Genomic DNA, 16,959 nt, shown 5'->3' on the forward strand with positions numbered 1-16,959 from the left:
AGTCCGCGAGTGCCATCGATGCTCGATGCCGTGGTGGTGGGGGCGGGTCCCAACGGGCTGACGGCCGCCGTCGAACTCGCCCGCAGAGGTCTTTCCGTCGAGGTCTTCGAGGCGAGGGACACCGTCGGCGGGGGCGCGCGGACCGAGGAGCTGACCCTCCCCGGCTTCCGCCACGACCCGTGCTCGGCCGTCCATCCGCTGGGCATCGGCTCCCCGGCCTTCGGCCGGATGCCCCTGGCGCGATACGGGCTGGAGTGGCTCCACCCCGAACTGCCCATGGCGCACCCCTTCGACGACGGCAGCGCCGCGGTGCTCGCGCGTTCCGTCGCCGAGACGGCCGCCTCGCTCGGCCCGCGCGACGCGGGCACCTACCGCCGGCTGCTCGCCCCGCACCTCGGCACCTGGGACGTCCTCGCCAGGGACTTCATGTCCCTGCCGCTCACCGCCCTGCCGCGCGACCCGGTGGGGCTGGCCCGGTTCGGCGGCGTGGGCCTCCCCCCGTACACCTGGCTGATGCGCCGCTTCCGCGACGACCGGGCGCGGGCCATGCTCGCCGGGCTCGTCGCCCATGTGATCGCCCCGCTCAACGGCATCGCCACCAGCGGTGTCGGGCTGCTCTTCGCGCTCGCCGCGCATGAGAACGGCTGGCCGATGCCGCGCGGCGGATCCCAGTCGATCTCGGACGCCCTCACCGCGTACCTCCGGGACCTCGGCGGCACCGTCCACACCGATTTCGAGGTCAAGCGGCTGGACGACCTGCCCCCCGCCCGCGCCTATGTCTTCGACACCTCGCCCACCGCGCTCGCCCGGATCGCCGGGCTGGGCCGCGCCTACGAGGGGTACCGGTACGGCGCCGCCGCCTTCAAGATCGATTACGCGCTCGACGGCCCCGTCCCCTGGACGGCCCGGGAACCGCGGGTCGCGGGCACCGTCCAGATCGGCCCGTCCAGCCGGGAGATCGGCGCCGCGCTCGACCAGGCCACCGGCGGCACCGCCCCCCGGACCCCCTTCCTCATCACGGCCCAGCCGAGCCTGGTCGACCCCTCCCGGGCCCCCGAGGGCAAACACGTTTTCTGGGCGTACGGCCATGTCCCCCACGCCTGGCAGGGCGACCTCACCGACGCCGTCGAGCGGCAGATCGAGCGCTTCGCCCCCGGCTTCCGCGACCGGGTCCTCGCCCGCGCGACGGCCGGGCCCCCGCAGCTCGCCGCCCGCAACGCCAACTACGTCGGAGGGGACATCGCCTGCGGCGCCGCCTCCGGTCTCCAGCTCCTCCTCCGCCCGAAGATCTCCCTCTTCCCCTACACGACCCGCCACCCGTCGGTGTTCCTCTGCTCCTCCGCCACCTGGCCCGGCCCCGGGGTGCACGGCATGTCCGGCCACAATGCCGCCAAGGCGGTGTGGCGCTCGCTGCGGAAGGCGGACAGCCGCTGAGCCGCGCCGGCCGGGCGCGTGACCCAGGGTTACCACCGCCCTGGGTGACACGGAGAAGGGCAGGCAGTCGAAGGCTGATGTCGTTTTCCCGCCAGCGACACCCCGCACCGGTGCAGGATGCTTGAACCATGCACACCGAAACCGAGCGCTGTGTCCGAGCGGTCCAGTCCAAGGACGCCCGATTCGACGGCTGGTTCTTCACCGCCGTCCTCACCACCCGGATCTACTGCCGCCCCAGCTGCCCGGTCGTGCCCCCCAAGCCCGAGAACATGACCTTCTATCCCAGCGCCGCCGCCTGCCAGCAGGCCGGATTCCGGGCCTGCAAGCGGTGCCGCCCCGACACCAGCCCCGGCTCACCCGAGTGGAACGCCCGGGCCGACACCGTGGCCCGGGCGATGCGGCTGATCGGCGACGGCGTCGTCGACCGCGAGGGAGTGCCGGGCCTGGCCGCGCGCCTCGGCTACTCCACCCGCCAGATCGAGCGCCAGCTCCTCGCCGAACTGGGCGCGGGACCACTCGCCCTCGCCCGCGCCCAGCGGGCCCAGACCGCCCGCATCCTCATCGAGACCACCACCCTCCCGATGGCCGAGATCGCCTTCGCGGCCGGATTCTCCGCCATCCGCACCTTCAACGACACCGTCCGCGAGGTCTTCGCCCTCACCCCGGTCGAACTCCGCGCCCGCGCCGCCCGGGGCGCCGCCGCACCCGTACGGACCCCCGGCGTCATCACCCTGCGGCTGCCGTACCGCGCCCCGCTCAACCCGGACAATCTCTTCGGACATCTCGCCGCGACCGGGGTACCCGGGGTCGAGGAGTGGCGGGACGGCGCGTACCGGCGCACCCTGAGCCTCCCGTACGGACACGGCATCGCCGCCCTCGCGCCCCGGCCCGACCACATCGCCTGCCGGCTCTCCCTCACCGACGCGCGCGATCTCACCATCGCGATCAGCCGGTGCCGCTGGATGCTCGATCTCGACGCCGACCCGGTCGCCGTCGACGGTCTGCTGCGCACCGACCCCCTGCTGCGGCCACTGGTCGACGCCGCCCCCGGCCGCCGGGTGCCGCGCACCGTGGACGCGGCCGAATTCGCCGTACGGGCCGTGCTCGGCCAGCAGGTCTCCACCGCCGCCGCCCGTACCCACGCCGCCCGGCTGGTCACCGCCCACGGCGAGCCCGTCACGGACCCGGAGGGCGGACTCACCCATCTCTTCCCGTCCTCGGAGGCACTCGCCGCCCTCGACCCCGAGACCCTCGCCCTGCCCCGCAGCCGCCGCACCACCCTGACCACCCTCGTGGCCGCCCTCGCCGGCGGATCCCTGCGGCTGGGCATCGACAGCGACTGGGTCGAGGCCCGCGCCCGGCTCGCCGCGCTGCCGGGCTTCGGCCCCTGGACGGTCGAGGTCATCGCCATGCGCGCGCTCGGCGACCCCGACGCCTTCCTCCCCACCGACCTCGGCATCCGCCGCGCGGCGGCCGGGCTCGGCCTGCCCGCCACCCCCGCCGCCCTCACCGGGCACGCGGCGGCCTGGCGGCCCTGGCGGGCCTACGCGGTCCAGTACCTGTGGGCCACCGACACCCACCCGATCAACCACCTCCCCGCAGAACAGGAAGTCCGGTCATGACCAGGCAGCACACCGTCGTCGACAGCCCCTATGGCGCGCTCACCCTCGTCGCCACCGACTCCGTGCTGAGCGGCGTCTACATGACCGACCAGCGCCACCGCCCCGACGAGGAGACCTTCGGCATCCCGGACCCGGCCCCCTTCGGCGAGACGATCCGCCAGCTGGAGGCGTACTTCGCCCGCGAGCTGACCGCGTTCGACCTCCCCCTCCGCTTGGAGGGCACCGCCTTCCAGCGCACCGTGTGGGAGAGGCTGCTGGCGATCCCCTACGGCGAGACCCGCACCTACGGCGAACTGGCCGAGGAGCTCGGCAATCCGAACGCCTCCCGCGCCGTCGGCCTCGCCAACGGCAAGAACCCGGTGTCGATCATCGTGCCCTGCCACCGGGTCATCGGCTCGTCCGGAAAGCTGATCGGCTACGGGGGAGGGCTGGACCGCAAGCAGCGGCTGCTCGCCTTCGAGTCGGGCGCGGCGCCGGACTCGCTCTTCTGAGAGGTGTCGCGGAAGGGTCCGATTGCCCGGCGCGCCATCCGTGAGACCGACCGGCTCAAGCACACCGGCCGCACCGGCCGCTCCGGAAGCGGGCGGAAGTGCCCTGCCGGGTCGCGGGATCGTGGTGGGCATGAAGGCGCCTCCCAGGCGCTGCCGGCGCGTCCGTCCGCCGGGGTCACTCCCGCGACGCAGGCGGCGGGGGAGAGGACACCGACCGGGCGCCGTCCGCCGGCCCCGGTCCGGCGGACACCGCCGGGCCTCCCGTGCCCGGAGCGGTGCGCGGGAGCCGCCCGCGCCGGCGGAGCTCGCCGTCGTGCCACTCGCCGGTGGGCCGCAGCCCCGCCGCCGCGGCGACGGCCGCGGAGGCCCGGTGTCCCGGATGGACATGGGCGACAACGGCCGCCACCGAGTGCCGCCCGAGCCAGTCGACGAGCGCGCGGGCGGCCTCGGTCGCGATCCCCCGCCGCTGCCAGGGGGTTCCCACCACCCAGGCGATCTCGGCGGCCGGCCCGTCGCCGGACGGGCCGATGGTGGCCTGGACCGTACCGGCCGCGCGGGACTCGGCCCGGAGCCGGATCACCCAGTTGAGCCAGGTCACGGCGGGGTCGGGCGAGCCGGCGGTCATCCGCAGGTACCGCGCCCGCGGCTCGGGCAGGGGGTCCGGGGTGCCGCCGGTGAAGGTGCGCGGGGCGGGATCGGAGAGGACCGGGAACATCTCCCCGGCGTCCGCGGCGCGCAGCGGCACCGGATCCAGCCGCCCGGTGGTAATGGTCCCGGCCGGGACGGTGTCCACTACCGCAGCCGGGCCAGCAGCTTCGGCAGCGCCGTGCCGATGGGCTCGCGAATGATCTCCGCGGCCAGTTCGTCGTACGGGGTCGGCTCCGCGTTCACCACGATCAGCCGGGCGCCGTGCTCCGCGGCCAGCCCCGCCAGGGAGGCGGCGGGCTGCACCTGGAGGGTCGTACCGACGGCGATGAAGACCTCACTCGCCTTGGCGATGGCCACGGCCTTCGCCAGCACCCCCGGATCCAGCCGCTGACCGAACATCACCGTGGCGGACTTGAGCACGCCCCCGCACGTCTCGCACGGGGGATCCGCCTCACCCGCCTCCACCCGGGCCAGCGCGTCGGCCATCGGGGTCCGGGCGCCGCACCCGGTGCAGACCACGGTCCGGGCGGTGCCGTGGAGCTCCAGCACCTTCCGCTCCGGGGTGCCGGCCAGCTGATGCAGACCGTCGACATTCTGAGTGATCACCCGCACCGCGAACCCGGGCCGCTTGTCCAGCGCGGCGACCGCGCGGTGCGCCGTGTTCGGCCGGGCGTTCCAGATCTCGCCGGCGCGCCGCAGCCGCCAGGCGCGGCGGCGGATCTCCGGATCGGCCATGTAGTACGCGTAGGTCGCGAGCTTCTCGGCCTCCGGGTCGCGCCGCCACAGCCCCCGGGGGCCCCGATAGTCGGGGATGCCGGAGTCCGTGGACACACCGGCGCCGCTGAGGATCGCGACGAGAGTCATACGGCGAGAGTACGCAGCCGCCCGCCGCCCCCGCGAACGATTTGCGCGGCGCGGACGGGCCGCGCCGCGGCGGCCGGCGGCCGTCCGGTTCCGGATGATCCGGCGCCATGAGCCCGGGCCCGCCCCGCGGGGGTGGCAGCCCCCGCGACACGGCGGATAGGGTCCACATCGCGTGACCGCCCGTCCGCCGGGACCGCGGGACACCCTCCCGGAGGGCCCGGCACGGAGAACGGGGACGGCCGGGGCGGAACGAAGGGCATGATGTGACGGACGGAGCGGCGGCGCGGCCCGCGCGCGTGCTGATCGCGGTGGACAAGTTCAAGGGCTCGCTCACCGCCGTGGAGGCCGCCGCCCGGCTCACCGCCGGGCTGCGGAGCGCCGTGCCCGGCCTGGCGACCGAGGCGATGCCCGTCGCGGACGGCGGCGACGGCACGGTCGCCGCCATGACCGCCGCCGGATTCGAACGCCGGACGGTACGGGTGACCGGACCGCTGGGCTCGCCGGTGACCGCGGCGTACGCCCTGCGCGACCGTACCGCGGTGGTGGAGACGGCGGAGGCGTCCGGCCTCCGGCTGCTGCCCGCCGGGGTCCTCGCACCGCTGACGGCGACCAGCCGCGGCTCCGGTGAACTGATCCGCGCCGCGCTCGACGCCGGCGCCCGGAAGATCATCCTGGGCGCGGGCGGCAGCGCCACCACCGACGGCGGCGCGGGCATGCTCACCGCCCTCGGCGCCCGCCTCCTCGACGGCCGGGACAGACCGGTCGGACCCGGCGGCGGCGGGCTGCGCGATCTCGCGCGGGTGGATCTCTCCGGACTCGACCCCCGTCTCGGCACGGTCGAACTGACCCTCGCCACCGATGTCGCCAACCCGCTGACGGGTCCACTCGGCGCCGCGGCCGTCTACGGCCCGCAGAAGGGCGCGGGCCCCGCCGAAGTGGCCGTACTGGACGCCGCCCTCACCCGCTGGGCCGCCCTGCTCGCCCCCGGCTCCGGCGCGTCGGCCGACACCCCGGGCGCCGGAGCGGCGGGCGGCCTCGGCTTCGGCGCCCTGGCCGCGCTCGGCGCCGCCGTCCGGCCCGGAATCGAGCTGGTCCTCGACACGCTCGGCTTCCCCGCCGCGCTCTCCCGGGCCGGTCTCGTCATCACCGGCGAGGGCTCACTCGACGAACAGACCCTCCAGGGCAAGGCCCCGGCCGGAGTGGCGCGGGCCGCGCGGGCGGCCGGCGTCCCGGTGGTCGCGGTCTGCGGCCGGCTGGCCCTGGGGCCCGAGGCCCTGCGCGGCCTCGGCATCCTGCGCGCCTACTCCCTCCTGGAGCGGGAACCCGACCCGCGCCGCTCCATGTCCGGCGCGGGACGGCTGCTGGAGGAGGTGGCGGCGGAGATCGCCCGGGACCTCGCCCTCGGCCCGCCCCGCTGAAGCCGGGCGGCCCCCACCTCCTCCCACCCCGCTGAGGTCACCCCGTGTGGTTACGCCCCGCCCTTCCCGCCGAGGCCCCGGAGATCACCCGGCTCGTCCTGCGCTCCAAGGCCCACTGGGGCTACGGACCCGCCATCCTCGCCGCCGGCGCGGAGGCGCTGACCCTGCGCCCGGACGAGATCGTCCCGCGCCGGGTCACCGTCGCGGAGGACGACACCGGACTCCTGGGCGTCGTCTGTCTCGACGGCGCCCCGCCGCGCGGCGCGGTGGGACTCCTCTTCGTCGAACCGGCCGTCATCCGCCGGGGGATCGGCCGGACCCTCTACGCCCATGTCCTCGACACCGCCCGCGGGCTCGGGTTCCGGCGGCTCACCATCGACCCCGATCCGCACGCCGAGCCCTTCTACCTGGCGCAGGGCGCCCGCCCCGCACCCGCCGGCCCGGCCGGGCTGGAAGCGGTCGTCCGTCCCCGCTCGCCCTGGGCACAGGCGTGGACCGGCGGGCGCCGCTCCGTCCACCTCGGCAACGCCGGCGAATTCCAGGCCCAGTTCGGCGGCGCGGCGGGCCCCGCGACCCGCCGCGCCGCCGCCCACTACTCCTGCCTGGCCGCCCTGGCGGGCCCGCACCCCGCCGCGGTCGTGCTGCCCGCCGCCGTGCCCGCCGGATGGATCGACATGGTCGCCCGCCGGCTCGGCTGGGCCCGGGTGGAGGTGTACGACGGCCTCACCGAGTCGGAGCTGCTCGACCGGCCCGCCCTGGTCCGGCGGCTGCGGTCGGCCGGGCCCCTGCTGCCCTGGGGGCACACCCCCGCCTCACAGCGGCTCACCGGGCACCGCCTCCCGCCCGGCGCGCTGCTGCCCGAGTCGAAGGCCGTCTCCCACGAGCTCTTCCGCCGGCTGGCCCCCGCCCACCCGGAGATCGCCGTACCCGGCCGATGGCCCGCCGCCACCCGCCGTGCCGCCGCCCGGATCATCGCCGCCAGAGCCCGTACCGGCGCCGCCACGGTCCTCAAGTCCGAGCACGGAGCCGGCGGCTCCGGCACGTCGGTCCTCACCCGGCGGCCCCGGATCCGCGCCCTGCCCCGGGGGCCGCTGCTGCTGGAGGAGTACGTCTCCGGCGACGGCACCCACCCGAGCTACGACGGCCTGATCGACGCCCGGGGCACGGTCCACGCGGTGGGGGTGGCCGCCATGACCATCGACGGCACCGCCTACCGGGGCGCCACGGTGGGCCCCGGAGCCGTACCGCCCGAGTCGGCCGGGCCCGCCCTCCGGTTCGGCCGCGCCGTGGGGCGGGAACTCGCGGCGGCCGGTTACCGGGGCTGGTACGACGTGGACTTCGTGACCGGCCCGGACGGCCGCCTCGCCCCCACCGAGACCAATCTCCGGCTGACCGGCCCCGCCGCCGCGTTCATGGTCAAGGACCGGCTCGACGAGATTCGCGGCGGGGACCACCTGGTCCGCTCCGTCGACCGCGTACCACTCGGTGCCCGGCTGCCGGGCGCCGAACTGATGGCACTGCTCCACCGCCTCACGGCGGGCTGCGCCGGCATCGACGCCGTACTCGTCCCCTCCATCCCGTCCGCCTCCTACGACCCCGACCCCTATCTGGGTGTCATCCTCGCCGCCCGCACCCCCGAACGCCTGGACGCGGCCGAGGCCGTCGTCCTGCTGGCCTGCCGAAGACTCGGCGGCCTCTTCGCGTGACGCTTCCATCGCGTCCGCTCCGGGGCACCGGGGCACCGACCCCCGCCTCCGGCCCGCCCGCGGCCCGGCCGAACGCGGCGACCGGCGCCCCCGCGCCGGTGGACGCGACGGGTGCCGGACCGGTGGGGTCGGCCGGGCCCGTCGCCCGGTGGCCACCCCGCGCCGGTGGACGCGTCAGGTGCGACCGGCCGAGGCCGCTCCGTCCTCCCGCCCGTGCCCGCCGCAGGCGACCCCGCCCGGCCGGGTCAGCCGCGCCCGCCCGTGCCCGGGGACGGACCCGGGCCCGTGCGGACCGCCCATACCGCCACCACCGCCGCCGCGATCATCAGCGGAATGTTGAAGGCGTAGACGAGGGCGGCCTGCCGCTCCCAGTCCTGCTTCGCGGCCAGCCGGTACAGATTGTCCTGCGGCCACCAGGAGACCAGCAGCCAGCCGATGCCCGCGAACGCCGCCGCGGTCAGCGGGCGCGGCCCGCCCCGTCTGGCCATCGGGTACCAGCCGCCGGCCAGGAAGGCGAGCCCCGCGCCCAGGGCCAGGCACTCGAAGGCGTACAGCACCCGGAAGAGCCCCGCCCACGGGCTCGGCACCGCCGAGAGATCGGTCGAGCCCGGCCAGATCTCGTCGGTGATCACGAAGGCCACGAGCGCGAGGGGGAGCGCTATCGCGGCGCCCAGCCCGATGCCCGCCTCTCCCGGGGCGAGTGATCCGCCGCCCTTGCCCGAGTACCGGCGGGTGCCGCCCGGTGTCCCGGGCGGGCGGACCGGCGGGCGGATCAGCGCGCCGCGGTCCACCCTCCCGGCACTGTTGCGGGGGAGGGAGGCGATCGGCACGACCCGCCCCGGGAGGTCCGCGTCGGGCACGGTGCCCCGCAGATGACTCCGTACGGAGTTCTCCCCGGGTCCGGCCGTCCCGGGGGCGGGGACCACATAGGCGATGAGTTCGCCGCCGTCCTCGCCGACGGCGCTCTCCCGGACCTGCGGGTGCGACGCGAGCGCCGACTCGATCCGGAAGGTGTCGACGGTCCGGCCGCCGGCCCTCACCCGGTGCGCGAGCCGGCCCCGGAACTCCAGCGGTCCCGTCCCCTCCCGGCGGCCCAGGTCCCCGGTGGGCACCCAGCCGCCGCCACCCGGCGGCGACAGCCAGATCCGCCCCTTGCGGATCTGTACGGCGCACCCGGGGAAGGGTTCCCCGAGGCAGACCCGGCCCACCGGGTTCCGGACCGGGCGCCGGAGCCGGCCGGTCTCGAACCAGGTGCCGCAGCCGGCGGCCTCGGTGGGCCCGTAGACGCTGATGAGCCGCGCGCCGGGGGTGAGCCGCCGTTCCAGCAGCACATGCCGGTCCAGCGGCAGCGGCTCCCCGCCGACCGCCAGCAGCCGCAGCCCCGGGTGTTCGCCGGCGCCGTCCAGCAGCGAGACGGCGGTCTCCGGGTCCGTGTCGGCGACGGTGTACCGCTCGCCCGCCGAGAGCACCAGGGCCGCCCCGGAACAGAGCGCCCGTATCCACCCGGCCGTGAAGCCGGTGAGATCGGGCGCGGCCGTCACCAGGACCCGGTCCTCGGGCTCGATGCCGAAGACCCCCGACCAGGAGTCGTACGCGGCCCGCAGCCGGTTGTGGGTGACGGGCACGGCCCGGCGCGGGCCCGTGGTGCCCGCGGTGAAGAGAACCGCGGCTCCGGCGCCCGCGGCGGGCAGCGGTTCGGCGGAGTGCGCGTCGATGGCGGCGGCGTCCCCGTCCAGCAGGATGACGGGCCGGTCCCGCGCCCCCTCGACCAGCCCCAGATGGACCCGGTGGCTGATCACGGCCCGCGCCTCGGCGAGGCCCGGCGGCTCGGGCGCGTACGGGCCGATGATCCCGTACACGCCGCCCGCCTTGAGCACACCCAGGACGGCGACCAGGACATCGGGTGTGCGCAGGGTGCGGATGGCGACGAGGCCGCCGGGCGGCAGGCCGGCGGTTTCGATCAGATGCCGGGCCAGCCGGTTGGCCCGTTCGTCCAGCCCGCGATAGCTCAGCCGGGCGCGGTCGGTGATCACGGCGGTACGGTCCGGAGCGGTCCGTACCCTGTCCTCGAACAGCTGATGCAGCGTTCCCCCTGACATGACCGCTGATGCTCCCAGAACTCCGGGCGCCTGACGAGAGGCCGTACGGTCCGGCGCGGGCACGGCGAAGGGCCCGGGTGCGCATCGCACCCGGGCCCTTCGCGTCATCTGTCGTACGTCGTCCCGCGCACCCCGTGCGGGGCGGTCGCGGTCAGGGCAGCTGCGCCGCCCGTGCCTCCCGCCGATTGCCCCGGAAGGTGTTGACCCGCCGTGCCGTGGCGAAGAGCGGGATGACCGCTCCCAGCACCACCTGGAGCGCACAGCCGGTCTGGAGCAGCAGATGCCCGCCGGGGGCGTCGAACGCCCAGGCGGCCAGCAGCCCCATCGCCGAGACGATCCAGCCGAGCATCGCCACCGCGAGGACACCGCGCGGCTTCGGGTACTCGACCCGGCTCACCATCAGCCACGCCGTGCCGATGATCGCCAGCAGGGTCGGGATGAACGGCAGCTCCAGCAGCACGATGGAGACCACCGTCAGAGCGCCGAACGGGCTCGGCATGCCCTGGAACATGCCGTCCTTCATCGTCACACAGGAGAATCTGGCGAGCCGCAGCACCACGGCCAGCAGCACCACGATCGCCGCCACCGCCGAGACCTGCGGGTGCGCGTCCTCCGCGACCATCCCGTAGACCAGGACGAAATAGGCCGGGGCGAGTCCGAAGCTGATCAGATCGGAGAGATTGTCCAGCTCCGCACCCATCGGCGAGCTGCGCAGCTTGCGCGCCACGAGCCCGTCGAAGAGGTCGAAGATCGCCGCGAGCAGCATCAGGATCACCGCGGTCGCGGCGCTGTGCCGCGCCATACCGCTCTCCGGGCTGCCCATGACATGTGGCATGAGGATTCCGGTGGTGGTGAAGTACACCGCCATGAATCCACAGGTCGCGTTACCGAGCGTGAGCGTGTCCGCTATCGACAGCCGGAGCGAGAGCGGCATTTCCTCCGCGTCGTCCTCGGCGTCCGCCTCTGTCTCGGTGACCCAGCCGGTCTGTGTGTCGGGATCAATCACGGTCAATGCGAGTCACCCCCGCGGTCGTGGTCTGACCGACCTCGACCGCGACCTCGACACCTTCCGGAAGGTAGATGTCGACGCGCGAGCCGAAGCGGATCAGACCGATGCGATCGCCCTGCTCGACCTTGGTGCCCTGGGGCAGGTAGGGCACGATGCGGCGGGCGACGGCACCTGCGATCTGCACCATCTCGATGTCGCCGAGCTCGGTGTCGAAGTGCCAGACAACGCGCTCGTTGTTCTCGCTCTCCTTGTTGAACGCCGGTACGAAGCCGCCGGGGATGTGCTCCACGGAGGTCACCGTGCCCGCGAGGGGAGCTCGGTTGACATGGACATTCAGCGGGCTCATGAAGATCGCGACGCGGGTGCGCCCGTCCTTCCACGGCATGATGCTCTGCACCACACCGTCGGCGGGCGAGATGACCCTGCCCTGGGTGATCTCGCGCTCGGGGTCGCGGAAGAACCACAACATGCCCGCCGCGAGCGCGGTGGTGGGCACGGCGATGACGGCGGCGCTCCGGGAACGGCGCGCACGGGCCAGGCTGAGTGCTGCGGTGGCGACGGTCGGCAGAAGCCACGGCGATGCTCCGCGCGCGAGGCGGACACGGCCGCGAGGTGCAGAGGTTTGGCTGTGGGGCATGGATGACCTTCGTGGCGGACGGTGCCGCGCTGGTAGCGGGGACGGCGGCTTTCCGTCGATGCTATCCGGTGGGAGGCGCAACTGGGAAAGCCAGAACCCGAGTCGGCGGCCGGGAAGGGATGACAGGGTGTGATCTTCTTCGCGGTCCAACCGTCTCAAAAGCGACAATCAACCCTGGAGTCGGTACTCCTCCAGCAGTCGGCGGCCGATGATCATTTTCTGGATTTCGGCGGTACCTTCACCGATCAACAGCATCGGCGCCTCGCGGTAGAGGCGCTCGATCTCGTACTCCTTGGAGAAGCCGTAGCCGCCGTGGATCCGGAAGGCGTCCTCGACGACTTCCTTGCAGTACTCGGAGGCGAGGTACTTCGCCATCCCTGCCTCCAGGTCGTTTCGTTCCCCGGAGTCCTTTTTGCGTGCCGCATTCACCATCATTGCATGGGCCGCCTCGACCTTGGTGGCCATTTCGGCGAGCTTGAACTGAATCGCCTGGTGGCCGGCGATCGGCCGGCCGAACGCATGGCGCTGCTGGGCATAGGAAACACCCAGCTCGAAGGCGCGCTGGGCGACCCCGCAGCCACGGGCCGCGACATTGACCCGCCCCACCTCCACGCCGTCCATCATTTGGTAAAACCCGCGCCCGGTGACACCGCCGAGGACCCGATTGCCGGGAATGCGCACCTCGTCCATGATCATTTCGGTGGTGTCCACCCCCTTGTATCCCATCTTGTCGATCTTTCCGGGGATGGTCAGCCCCGGCCTGACCTCGCCGAAGCCGGGCTCCTTCTCGATCAGGAAGGTGGTCATCGACTTGTGCGGGGGAGTGCCGGCGGGGTGTCCTTCGTCACTGCGCACCAGAACGGCGACGAGCGAGGACGTGCCACCGTTCGTCAGCCACATCTTCTGGCCGGTCAGGAGATGATCGTCACCTTCCCGCACCGCCTTCGATGTGATCGCCGACACATCCGAGCCCAGTCCCGGCTCCGACATCGAGAAGGCGCCGCGCACCTCGCCGAGGGCCATCCGGGGCAGAAATGTCTCCCGCTGCTCCCGGGTGCCGTGGCGATCGATCATGTACGCCACGATGAAGTGGGTGTTGATGATGCCCGAGACCGACATCCAGCCCCGGGCGATCTCCTCCACACACAGGGCGTAGGTGAGCAGTGACTCGCCCAGCCCGCCGTACTCCTCCGGAATCATCAGCCCGAAGAGCCCGAGCTCCCGCAGGCCGTCCACGATCGCCTGCGGGTACTCGTCGCGGTGCTCCAGTTCGGTAGCGACCGGCAGAATCTCCTTGTCGACGAAATCCCTGACGGTCGCCAGGATCTCCCGCTGGACATCGGTCAGCCCGTGCGTCTGGGCGAGTCGGCTCATCGCGTCACTTCTCCTGTGGCTTCGTCTCGTCCCGGTCGGCCCGGTGCCGCTTCGCCTCGTACGGCCTCGGCTCGGGGCGGCCGGGCTGCTCGCCGCCGCGTTCGGCGACATGACTCTCCGTCGGCACCATCACCCTGCGCCGGAACACACAGACCAGCGTTCCGTCCTGCTTGTGGCCCCTGGTCTCCACGTGCACGATGCCCCGGTCCGGCTTCGACCGTGAGGGCGATTTGCCGAGCACCGTCGTCTCGCCGTAAATCGTGTCGCCGTGGAAGGTCGGCGCCACATGCCGCAGCGACTCGACCTCCAGATTGGCGATCGCCTTGCCCGACACATCGGGAACGGACATTCCCAGAAGCAGCGAGTAGATGTAGTTGCCGACGACCACATTCTTTCCGAATTCGGTACTCGTGCCGGCGTAGTTGGCGTCCAGATGGAGCGGATGGTGGTTCATCGTGAGCAGGCAGAAGAGGTGGTCGTCGTACTCCGTGACCGTCTTCCCGGGCCAGTGCTTGTAGACGTCACCGACCGTGAACTCCTCATAGGTGCGGCCGAACTGCATGCTCCCTCACCCCTCCGGGATCTCGAAGGACGAGGTGCGTGTCATTCCGGCCGCCCGGCCCTTGCCGGAGATCACCAGCGCCATTTTCCGGCTCGCCTCGTCGATCATCTCGTCGCCGAGCATCGCCGACCCCTTTCTCCCGCCGGCCTCGGAGGTGTAGTGGTCGTACGCGTCCAGAATCAGCTCGGCGCGGTCGAAGTCGGCCTGCGCGGGTGAGAACACCTCATTGGCGGCCTCGATCTGCCCCGGGTGCAGCACCCATTTGCCGTCGTAGCCCAGCGCCGCCGCCCGCCCCGCGACCTCCCGGAAGCCGTCCACATTCCGGATTTGCAGATAGGGGCCGTCGATCGCCTGGAGGCCGTGTGTCCGGGCGGCCATCAGAATCCGCATCAGAATGTAGTGGTACGCGTCCGCCGGATAGCCCGGCGGCTGCTCGCCCACGACCAGGGTCCGCATATTGATGGACGCCATGAAATCCGCCGGGCCGAAGATGATGGTCTCGATACGCGGCGAAGCGCCCGCGATCGCGTCCACATTCACCAGGCCCCGGGCGTTCTCGATCTGCGCCTCGATGCCGATCCGGCCGACCTCCAGGCCCATCGTCCGCTCGATCTGGGTGAGCAGCAGATCGAGCGCCACGATCTGCTGCGCGTCCTGCACCTTCGGCAGCATGACGCAGTCCAGATTCGGGCCCGCGCCCTCCACCACCGTGATCACATCGCGGTAGGTCCACTCGGTGGTCCAGTCATTGACCCGCACCGCGCGGATCCTGTCGCCCCAGTCGCCCTCATTGAGGAACTTCACGATGGTGTGCCGCGCGTCCGGCTTGGCGAGCGGGGCACAGGCGTCCTCCAGATCCAGGAACACCTGGTCGGAGGCGAGCCCCTGGGCCTTCTCCAGGAAGCGCGGGCTGGATCCGGGGACCGCCAGACAGGAGCGGCGCGGACGCAGCCGGCGCGCGGCCCCGTCCCCGCCGGCCGCCGCCGTACGGGACGGAGCCCCGGCGGCGGCGCGCGAGCGGCCGGCACCGGACGTGTTCTCACCGGACTCGTTCTCGCCGGGCTGGGTCATGCGGAAACCTCCAGAGGGTCGAGCTCGTTCGCTGTGCGGATCTCCTCGACGATACGGCCGATGATCTCCGTGATTCCGAAATCCTTCGGGGTGAAGACGGCGGCCACACCCGCCGCCCGCAGCGCGCGGGCGTCGGCGCCGGGGATGATCCCGCCGACGATCACCGGAAGGTCCCCGGCGCCGGCCGCGCGCAGCCGTTCCAGTACATCGGGGACCAGTTCGGCGTGGGAGCCCGAGAGGATCGACAGCCCCACGCAGTGCACGTCCTCGGCGAGCGCGGCGGACACGATCTGCTCGGGCGTGAGCCGGATGCCCTGGTAGACGACCTCGAATCCGGCGTCCCTGGCCCGTACCGCGATCTGCTCCGCGCCATTGGAGTGACCGTCCAGACCGGGCTTGCCGACCAGCAGCCGCAGCCTCCCGCAGCCCAGCTCCGCGGCGGTCAGGGCCGCCATCCGGCGCACCCGCGCCATCGGGGCGCCGGCCCGTTCGGTGACCGCGACCGGGGCGCCCGACACCCCGGTGGGTGCCCGGAACTCGCCGAACACCTCGCGCAGCGCCCCCGCCCACTCGCCGGTGGTGACCCCGGCCCGCGCGCACTCCACGGTGGCCGCCATCAGATTCCCGGTCCCGGCCGCCGCCTTCCTCAGCGCGGCCAGGGTGTCCGCCGCCCGCTCCCCGTCCCGGCCGGCCCGCCAGGCGCGCAGTTCCGCCACCACCCGGGCCTCGTTCGCCGGATCCACCGTCATGATCGCGGCGTCCAGGTCGGCGGTGAGCGGATTCTCCTCCGTCGACTCGAAGACGTTGACCCCGACGATCTTCTCCTCGCCGGCCTCGATCCGCGCCCGGCGTTCCGCATGCGAGGCGACCAGCCGCGACTTCAGATACCCGGACTCGACGGCCGCCATCGCGCCGCCCATCCCCGCGATCCGCTCCATCTCGGCCAGTGCCTCGCCGGTCAGGGCGGCCACCTTGGCCTCGATCACACGGGAGCCGGCGAAGATGTCCTCGTACTCCAGGAGATCCGACTCGTGCGCCAGCACCTGCTGGATCCGCAGCGACCACTGCTGGTCCCAGGGCCGGGGCAGCCCGAGCGCCTCATTCCACGCCGGGAGCTGCACGGCACGGGCCCGCGCGTCCTTGGAGAGGGTGACCGCGAGCATCTCCAGCACGATCCGCTGGACATTGTTCTCCGGCTGGGCCTCGGTCAGTCCGAGGGAATTGACCTGGACCCCGTAGCGGAAGCGCCGCTGCTTCGGGTCGTCGACCCCGTACCGCTCCCGGGTCACCTGCTCCCAGATCCGGGCGAACGCCCGCATCTTGCACATCTCCTCGATGAACCGGACGCCCGCGTTCACGAAGAAGGAGATCCGGCCGACCACCTCGCCCCTGCGCTCGTCGGGGATCCGCCCCGAGGCGAAGACCGCGTCCAGCACCGCGATGGCGGTGGACATGGCGTACGAGATCTCCTGAACCGGGGTCGCCCCGGCCTCCTGGAGGTGGTAACTGCAGATGTTGATCGGATTCCACCGGGGGAGGTGGTTCACCGTGTGGGTGATCATGTCGGTGGTGAGCCGGAGCGACGGTCCGGGCGGGAAGACATGGGTGCCCCGGGACAGATACTCCTTCACGATGTCGTTCTGTGTGGTCCCCTGGAGCCGGGTGAGATCCGCGCCCTGTTCCTCCGCGACCACCTGATAGAGCGCCAGCAGCCACATGGCGGTGGCGTTGATGGTCATCGAGGTGTTCATCCGCTCCAGCGGGATGTCCCGGAAGAGCCCGCGCATGTCACCCAGGTGCGAGACGGGGACCCCGACCCGCCCCACCTCGCCCCGGGCGAGGACGTGATCGGGGTCGTAGCCGGTCTGGGTCGGCAGATCGAAGGCGACCGACAGACCCGTCTGCCCCTTGGCGAGATTGCGCCGGTAGAGCTCATTGGACGCCTCGGCGGTGGAGTGCCCGGCATAGGTCCGCATCAGCCACGGCCGGTCCCTGTGGCGTTCGGTCGTGTTCACGGCCCGGCC

14 protein-coding genes are annotated in these 16,959 nt (G+C 73.1%); 5 read left to right on the forward strand and 9 right to left on the reverse strand.

Annotated elements, in window-relative coordinates; genetic code table 11:
* Window positions 1-9: 9 nt before the first annotated feature.
* The 3 genes from AAFN69_RS11800 (at window position 10) to AAFN69_RS11810 (ending at window position 3,547) form a co-directional block, all read left to right on the forward strand.
* A complete protein-coding gene (locus tag AAFN69_RS11800; protein ID WP_347728344.1) occupies window positions 10-1,434 on the forward strand; it encodes an NAD(P)/FAD-dependent oxidoreductase in 1,425 nt (474 codons plus the stop codon).
* 128 nt (window positions 1,435-1,562) lie between these two features.
* On the forward strand, window positions 1,563-3,056 hold the full coding sequence (locus AAFN69_RS11805; RefSeq protein ID WP_347728345.1) for an AlkA N-terminal domain-containing protein: 1,494 nt from the start codon (window positions 1,563-1,565) through the stop codon (window positions 3,054-3,056).
* On the forward strand, window positions 3,053-3,547 hold the full coding sequence (locus AAFN69_RS11810) for a methylated-DNA--[protein]-cysteine S-methyltransferase (protein ID WP_347728346.1): 495 nt from the start codon (window positions 3,053-3,055) through the stop codon (window positions 3,545-3,547). The genes AAFN69_RS11805 and AAFN69_RS11810 overlap by 4 nt, the downstream gene beginning before the upstream one ends.
* Before the next feature lie 175 nt (window positions 3,548-3,722).
* Here the strand turns inward: AAFN69_RS11810 and AAFN69_RS11815 are convergent, their stop codons facing one another.
* Together AAFN69_RS11815 and AAFN69_RS11820 are read right to left on the reverse strand one after the other, a co-directional pair.
* Window positions 3,723-4,340 (reverse strand): GNAT family N-acetyltransferase, encoded by a 618-nt coding sequence (locus AAFN69_RS11815; protein WP_347728347.1) that lies wholly within the window; start codon window positions 4,338-4,340, stop codon window positions 3,723-3,725.
* Complete coding sequence (locus AAFN69_RS11820) at window positions 4,340-5,059, reverse strand: Sir2 family NAD-dependent protein deacetylase (protein WP_347728348.1); 720 nt, start codon at window positions 5,057-5,059, stop codon at window positions 4,340-4,342. The genes AAFN69_RS11815 and AAFN69_RS11820 overlap by 1 nt, the downstream gene beginning before the upstream one ends.
* Before the next feature lie 263 nt (window positions 5,060-5,322).
* On the opposite strand from AAFN69_RS11820, the gene AAFN69_RS11825 reads away from it, so the two are divergent.
* Window positions 5,323-6,477, forward strand: a complete 1,155-nt coding sequence (locus AAFN69_RS11825; RefSeq protein ID WP_347728349.1) for a glycerate kinase — start codon at window positions 5,323-5,325, stop codon at window positions 6,475-6,477.
* A gap of 44 nt (window positions 6,478-6,521) precedes the next feature.
* A complete protein-coding gene (locus tag AAFN69_RS11830; RefSeq protein ID WP_347728350.1) occupies window positions 6,522-8,183 on the forward strand; it encodes a GNAT family N-acetyltransferase in 1,662 nt (553 codons plus the stop codon).
* Between the two features lie 245 nt (window positions 8,184-8,428).
* Here AAFN69_RS11830 and AAFN69_RS11835 read toward each other — a convergent pair whose 3' ends face one another.
* The 7 genes from AAFN69_RS11835 to AAFN69_RS11865 all read right to left on the reverse strand — a co-directional run bounded on the left by AAFN69_RS11835 (window position 8,429) and on the right by AAFN69_RS11865 (window position 16,950).
* The gene (locus AAFN69_RS11835; RefSeq protein WP_347728351.1) at window positions 8,429-10,282 is read right to left on the reverse strand and encodes an AMP-binding protein; all 1,854 of its coding nucleotides are present in this window, start codon (window positions 10,280-10,282) and stop codon (window positions 8,429-8,431) included.
* Between the two features lie 151 nt (window positions 10,283-10,433).
* Window positions 10,434-11,288, reverse strand: a complete 855-nt coding sequence (gene pssA, locus AAFN69_RS11840) for a CDP-diacylglycerol--serine O-phosphatidyltransferase (protein ID WP_347728532.1) — start codon at window positions 11,286-11,288, stop codon at window positions 10,434-10,436.
* Window positions 11,281-11,928, reverse strand: a complete 648-nt coding sequence (locus AAFN69_RS11845) for a phosphatidylserine decarboxylase (RefSeq protein ID WP_347728352.1) — start codon at window positions 11,926-11,928, stop codon at window positions 11,281-11,283. The genes pssA and AAFN69_RS11845 overlap by 8 nt, the downstream gene beginning before the upstream one ends.
* 168 nt (window positions 11,929-12,096) lie before the next feature.
* Window positions 12,097-13,302, reverse strand: coding sequence for an acyl-CoA dehydrogenase family protein (locus AAFN69_RS11850; protein ID WP_347728353.1), 1,206 nt, complete (start codon window positions 13,300-13,302; stop codon window positions 12,097-12,099).
* 4 nt (window positions 13,303-13,306) lie between these two features.
* On the reverse strand, window positions 13,307-13,864 hold the full coding sequence (locus tag AAFN69_RS11855) for a MaoC family dehydratase (RefSeq protein ID WP_347728354.1): 558 nt from the start codon (window positions 13,862-13,864) through the stop codon (window positions 13,307-13,309).
* A 6-nt stretch (window positions 13,865-13,870) separates the two neighbouring features.
* A complete protein-coding gene (locus AAFN69_RS11860) occupies window positions 13,871-14,935 on the reverse strand; it encodes a CoA ester lyase (protein ID WP_347728355.1) in 1,065 nt (354 codons plus the stop codon).
* Window positions 14,932-16,950, reverse strand: a complete 2,019-nt coding sequence (locus AAFN69_RS11865; protein ID WP_347728356.1) for a protein meaA — start codon at window positions 16,948-16,950, stop codon at window positions 14,932-14,934. Before AAFN69_RS11865 ends, AAFN69_RS11860 begins: the two co-directional genes overlap by 4 nt.
* Between the last annotated feature and the right edge of the window lie 9 nt (window positions 16,951-16,959).

This window comes from Streptomyces sp. CAU 1734 (genome assembly GCF_039888735.1).
Taxonomy (GTDB): Bacteria; Actinomycetota; Actinomycetes; order Streptomycetales; family Streptomycetaceae; genus Streptomyces.

Bases quoted from the DNA above. Each gene is read 5' to 3' on its own strand.
- AAFN69_RS11835 (WP_347728351.1), bottom strand. From the start codon at position 10,282: ATGTCAGGGGGAACGCTGCATCAGCTGTTCGAGGACAGGGTACGGACC.
- AAFN69_RS11805 (WP_347728345.1), top strand. From the start codon at position 1,563: ATGCACACCGAAACCGAGCGCTGTGTCCGAGCGGTCCAGTCCAAGGAC.
- AAFN69_RS11810 (WP_347728346.1), top strand. From the start codon at position 3,053: ATGACCAGGCAGCACACCGTCGTCGACAGCCCCTATGGCGCGCTCACC.
- AAFN69_RS11860 (WP_347728355.1), bottom strand. From the start codon at position 14,935: ATGACCCAGCCCGGCGAGAACGAGTCCGGTGAGAACACGTCCGGTGCC.
- AAFN69_RS11850 (WP_347728353.1), bottom strand. From the start codon at position 13,302: ATGAGCCGACTCGCCCAGACGCACGGGCTGACCGATGTCCAGCGGGAG.
- AAFN69_RS11845 (WP_347728352.1), bottom strand. From the start codon at position 11,928: ATGCCCCACAGCCAAACCTCTGCACCTCGCGGCCGTGTCCGCCTCGCG.
- AAFN69_RS11820 (WP_347728348.1), bottom strand. From the start codon at position 5,059: ATGACTCTCGTCGCGATCCTCAGCGGCGCCGGTGTGTCCACGGACTCC.
- AAFN69_RS11855 (WP_347728354.1), bottom strand. From the start codon at position 13,864: ATGCAGTTCGGCCGCACCTATGAGGAGTTCACGGTCGGTGACGTCTAC.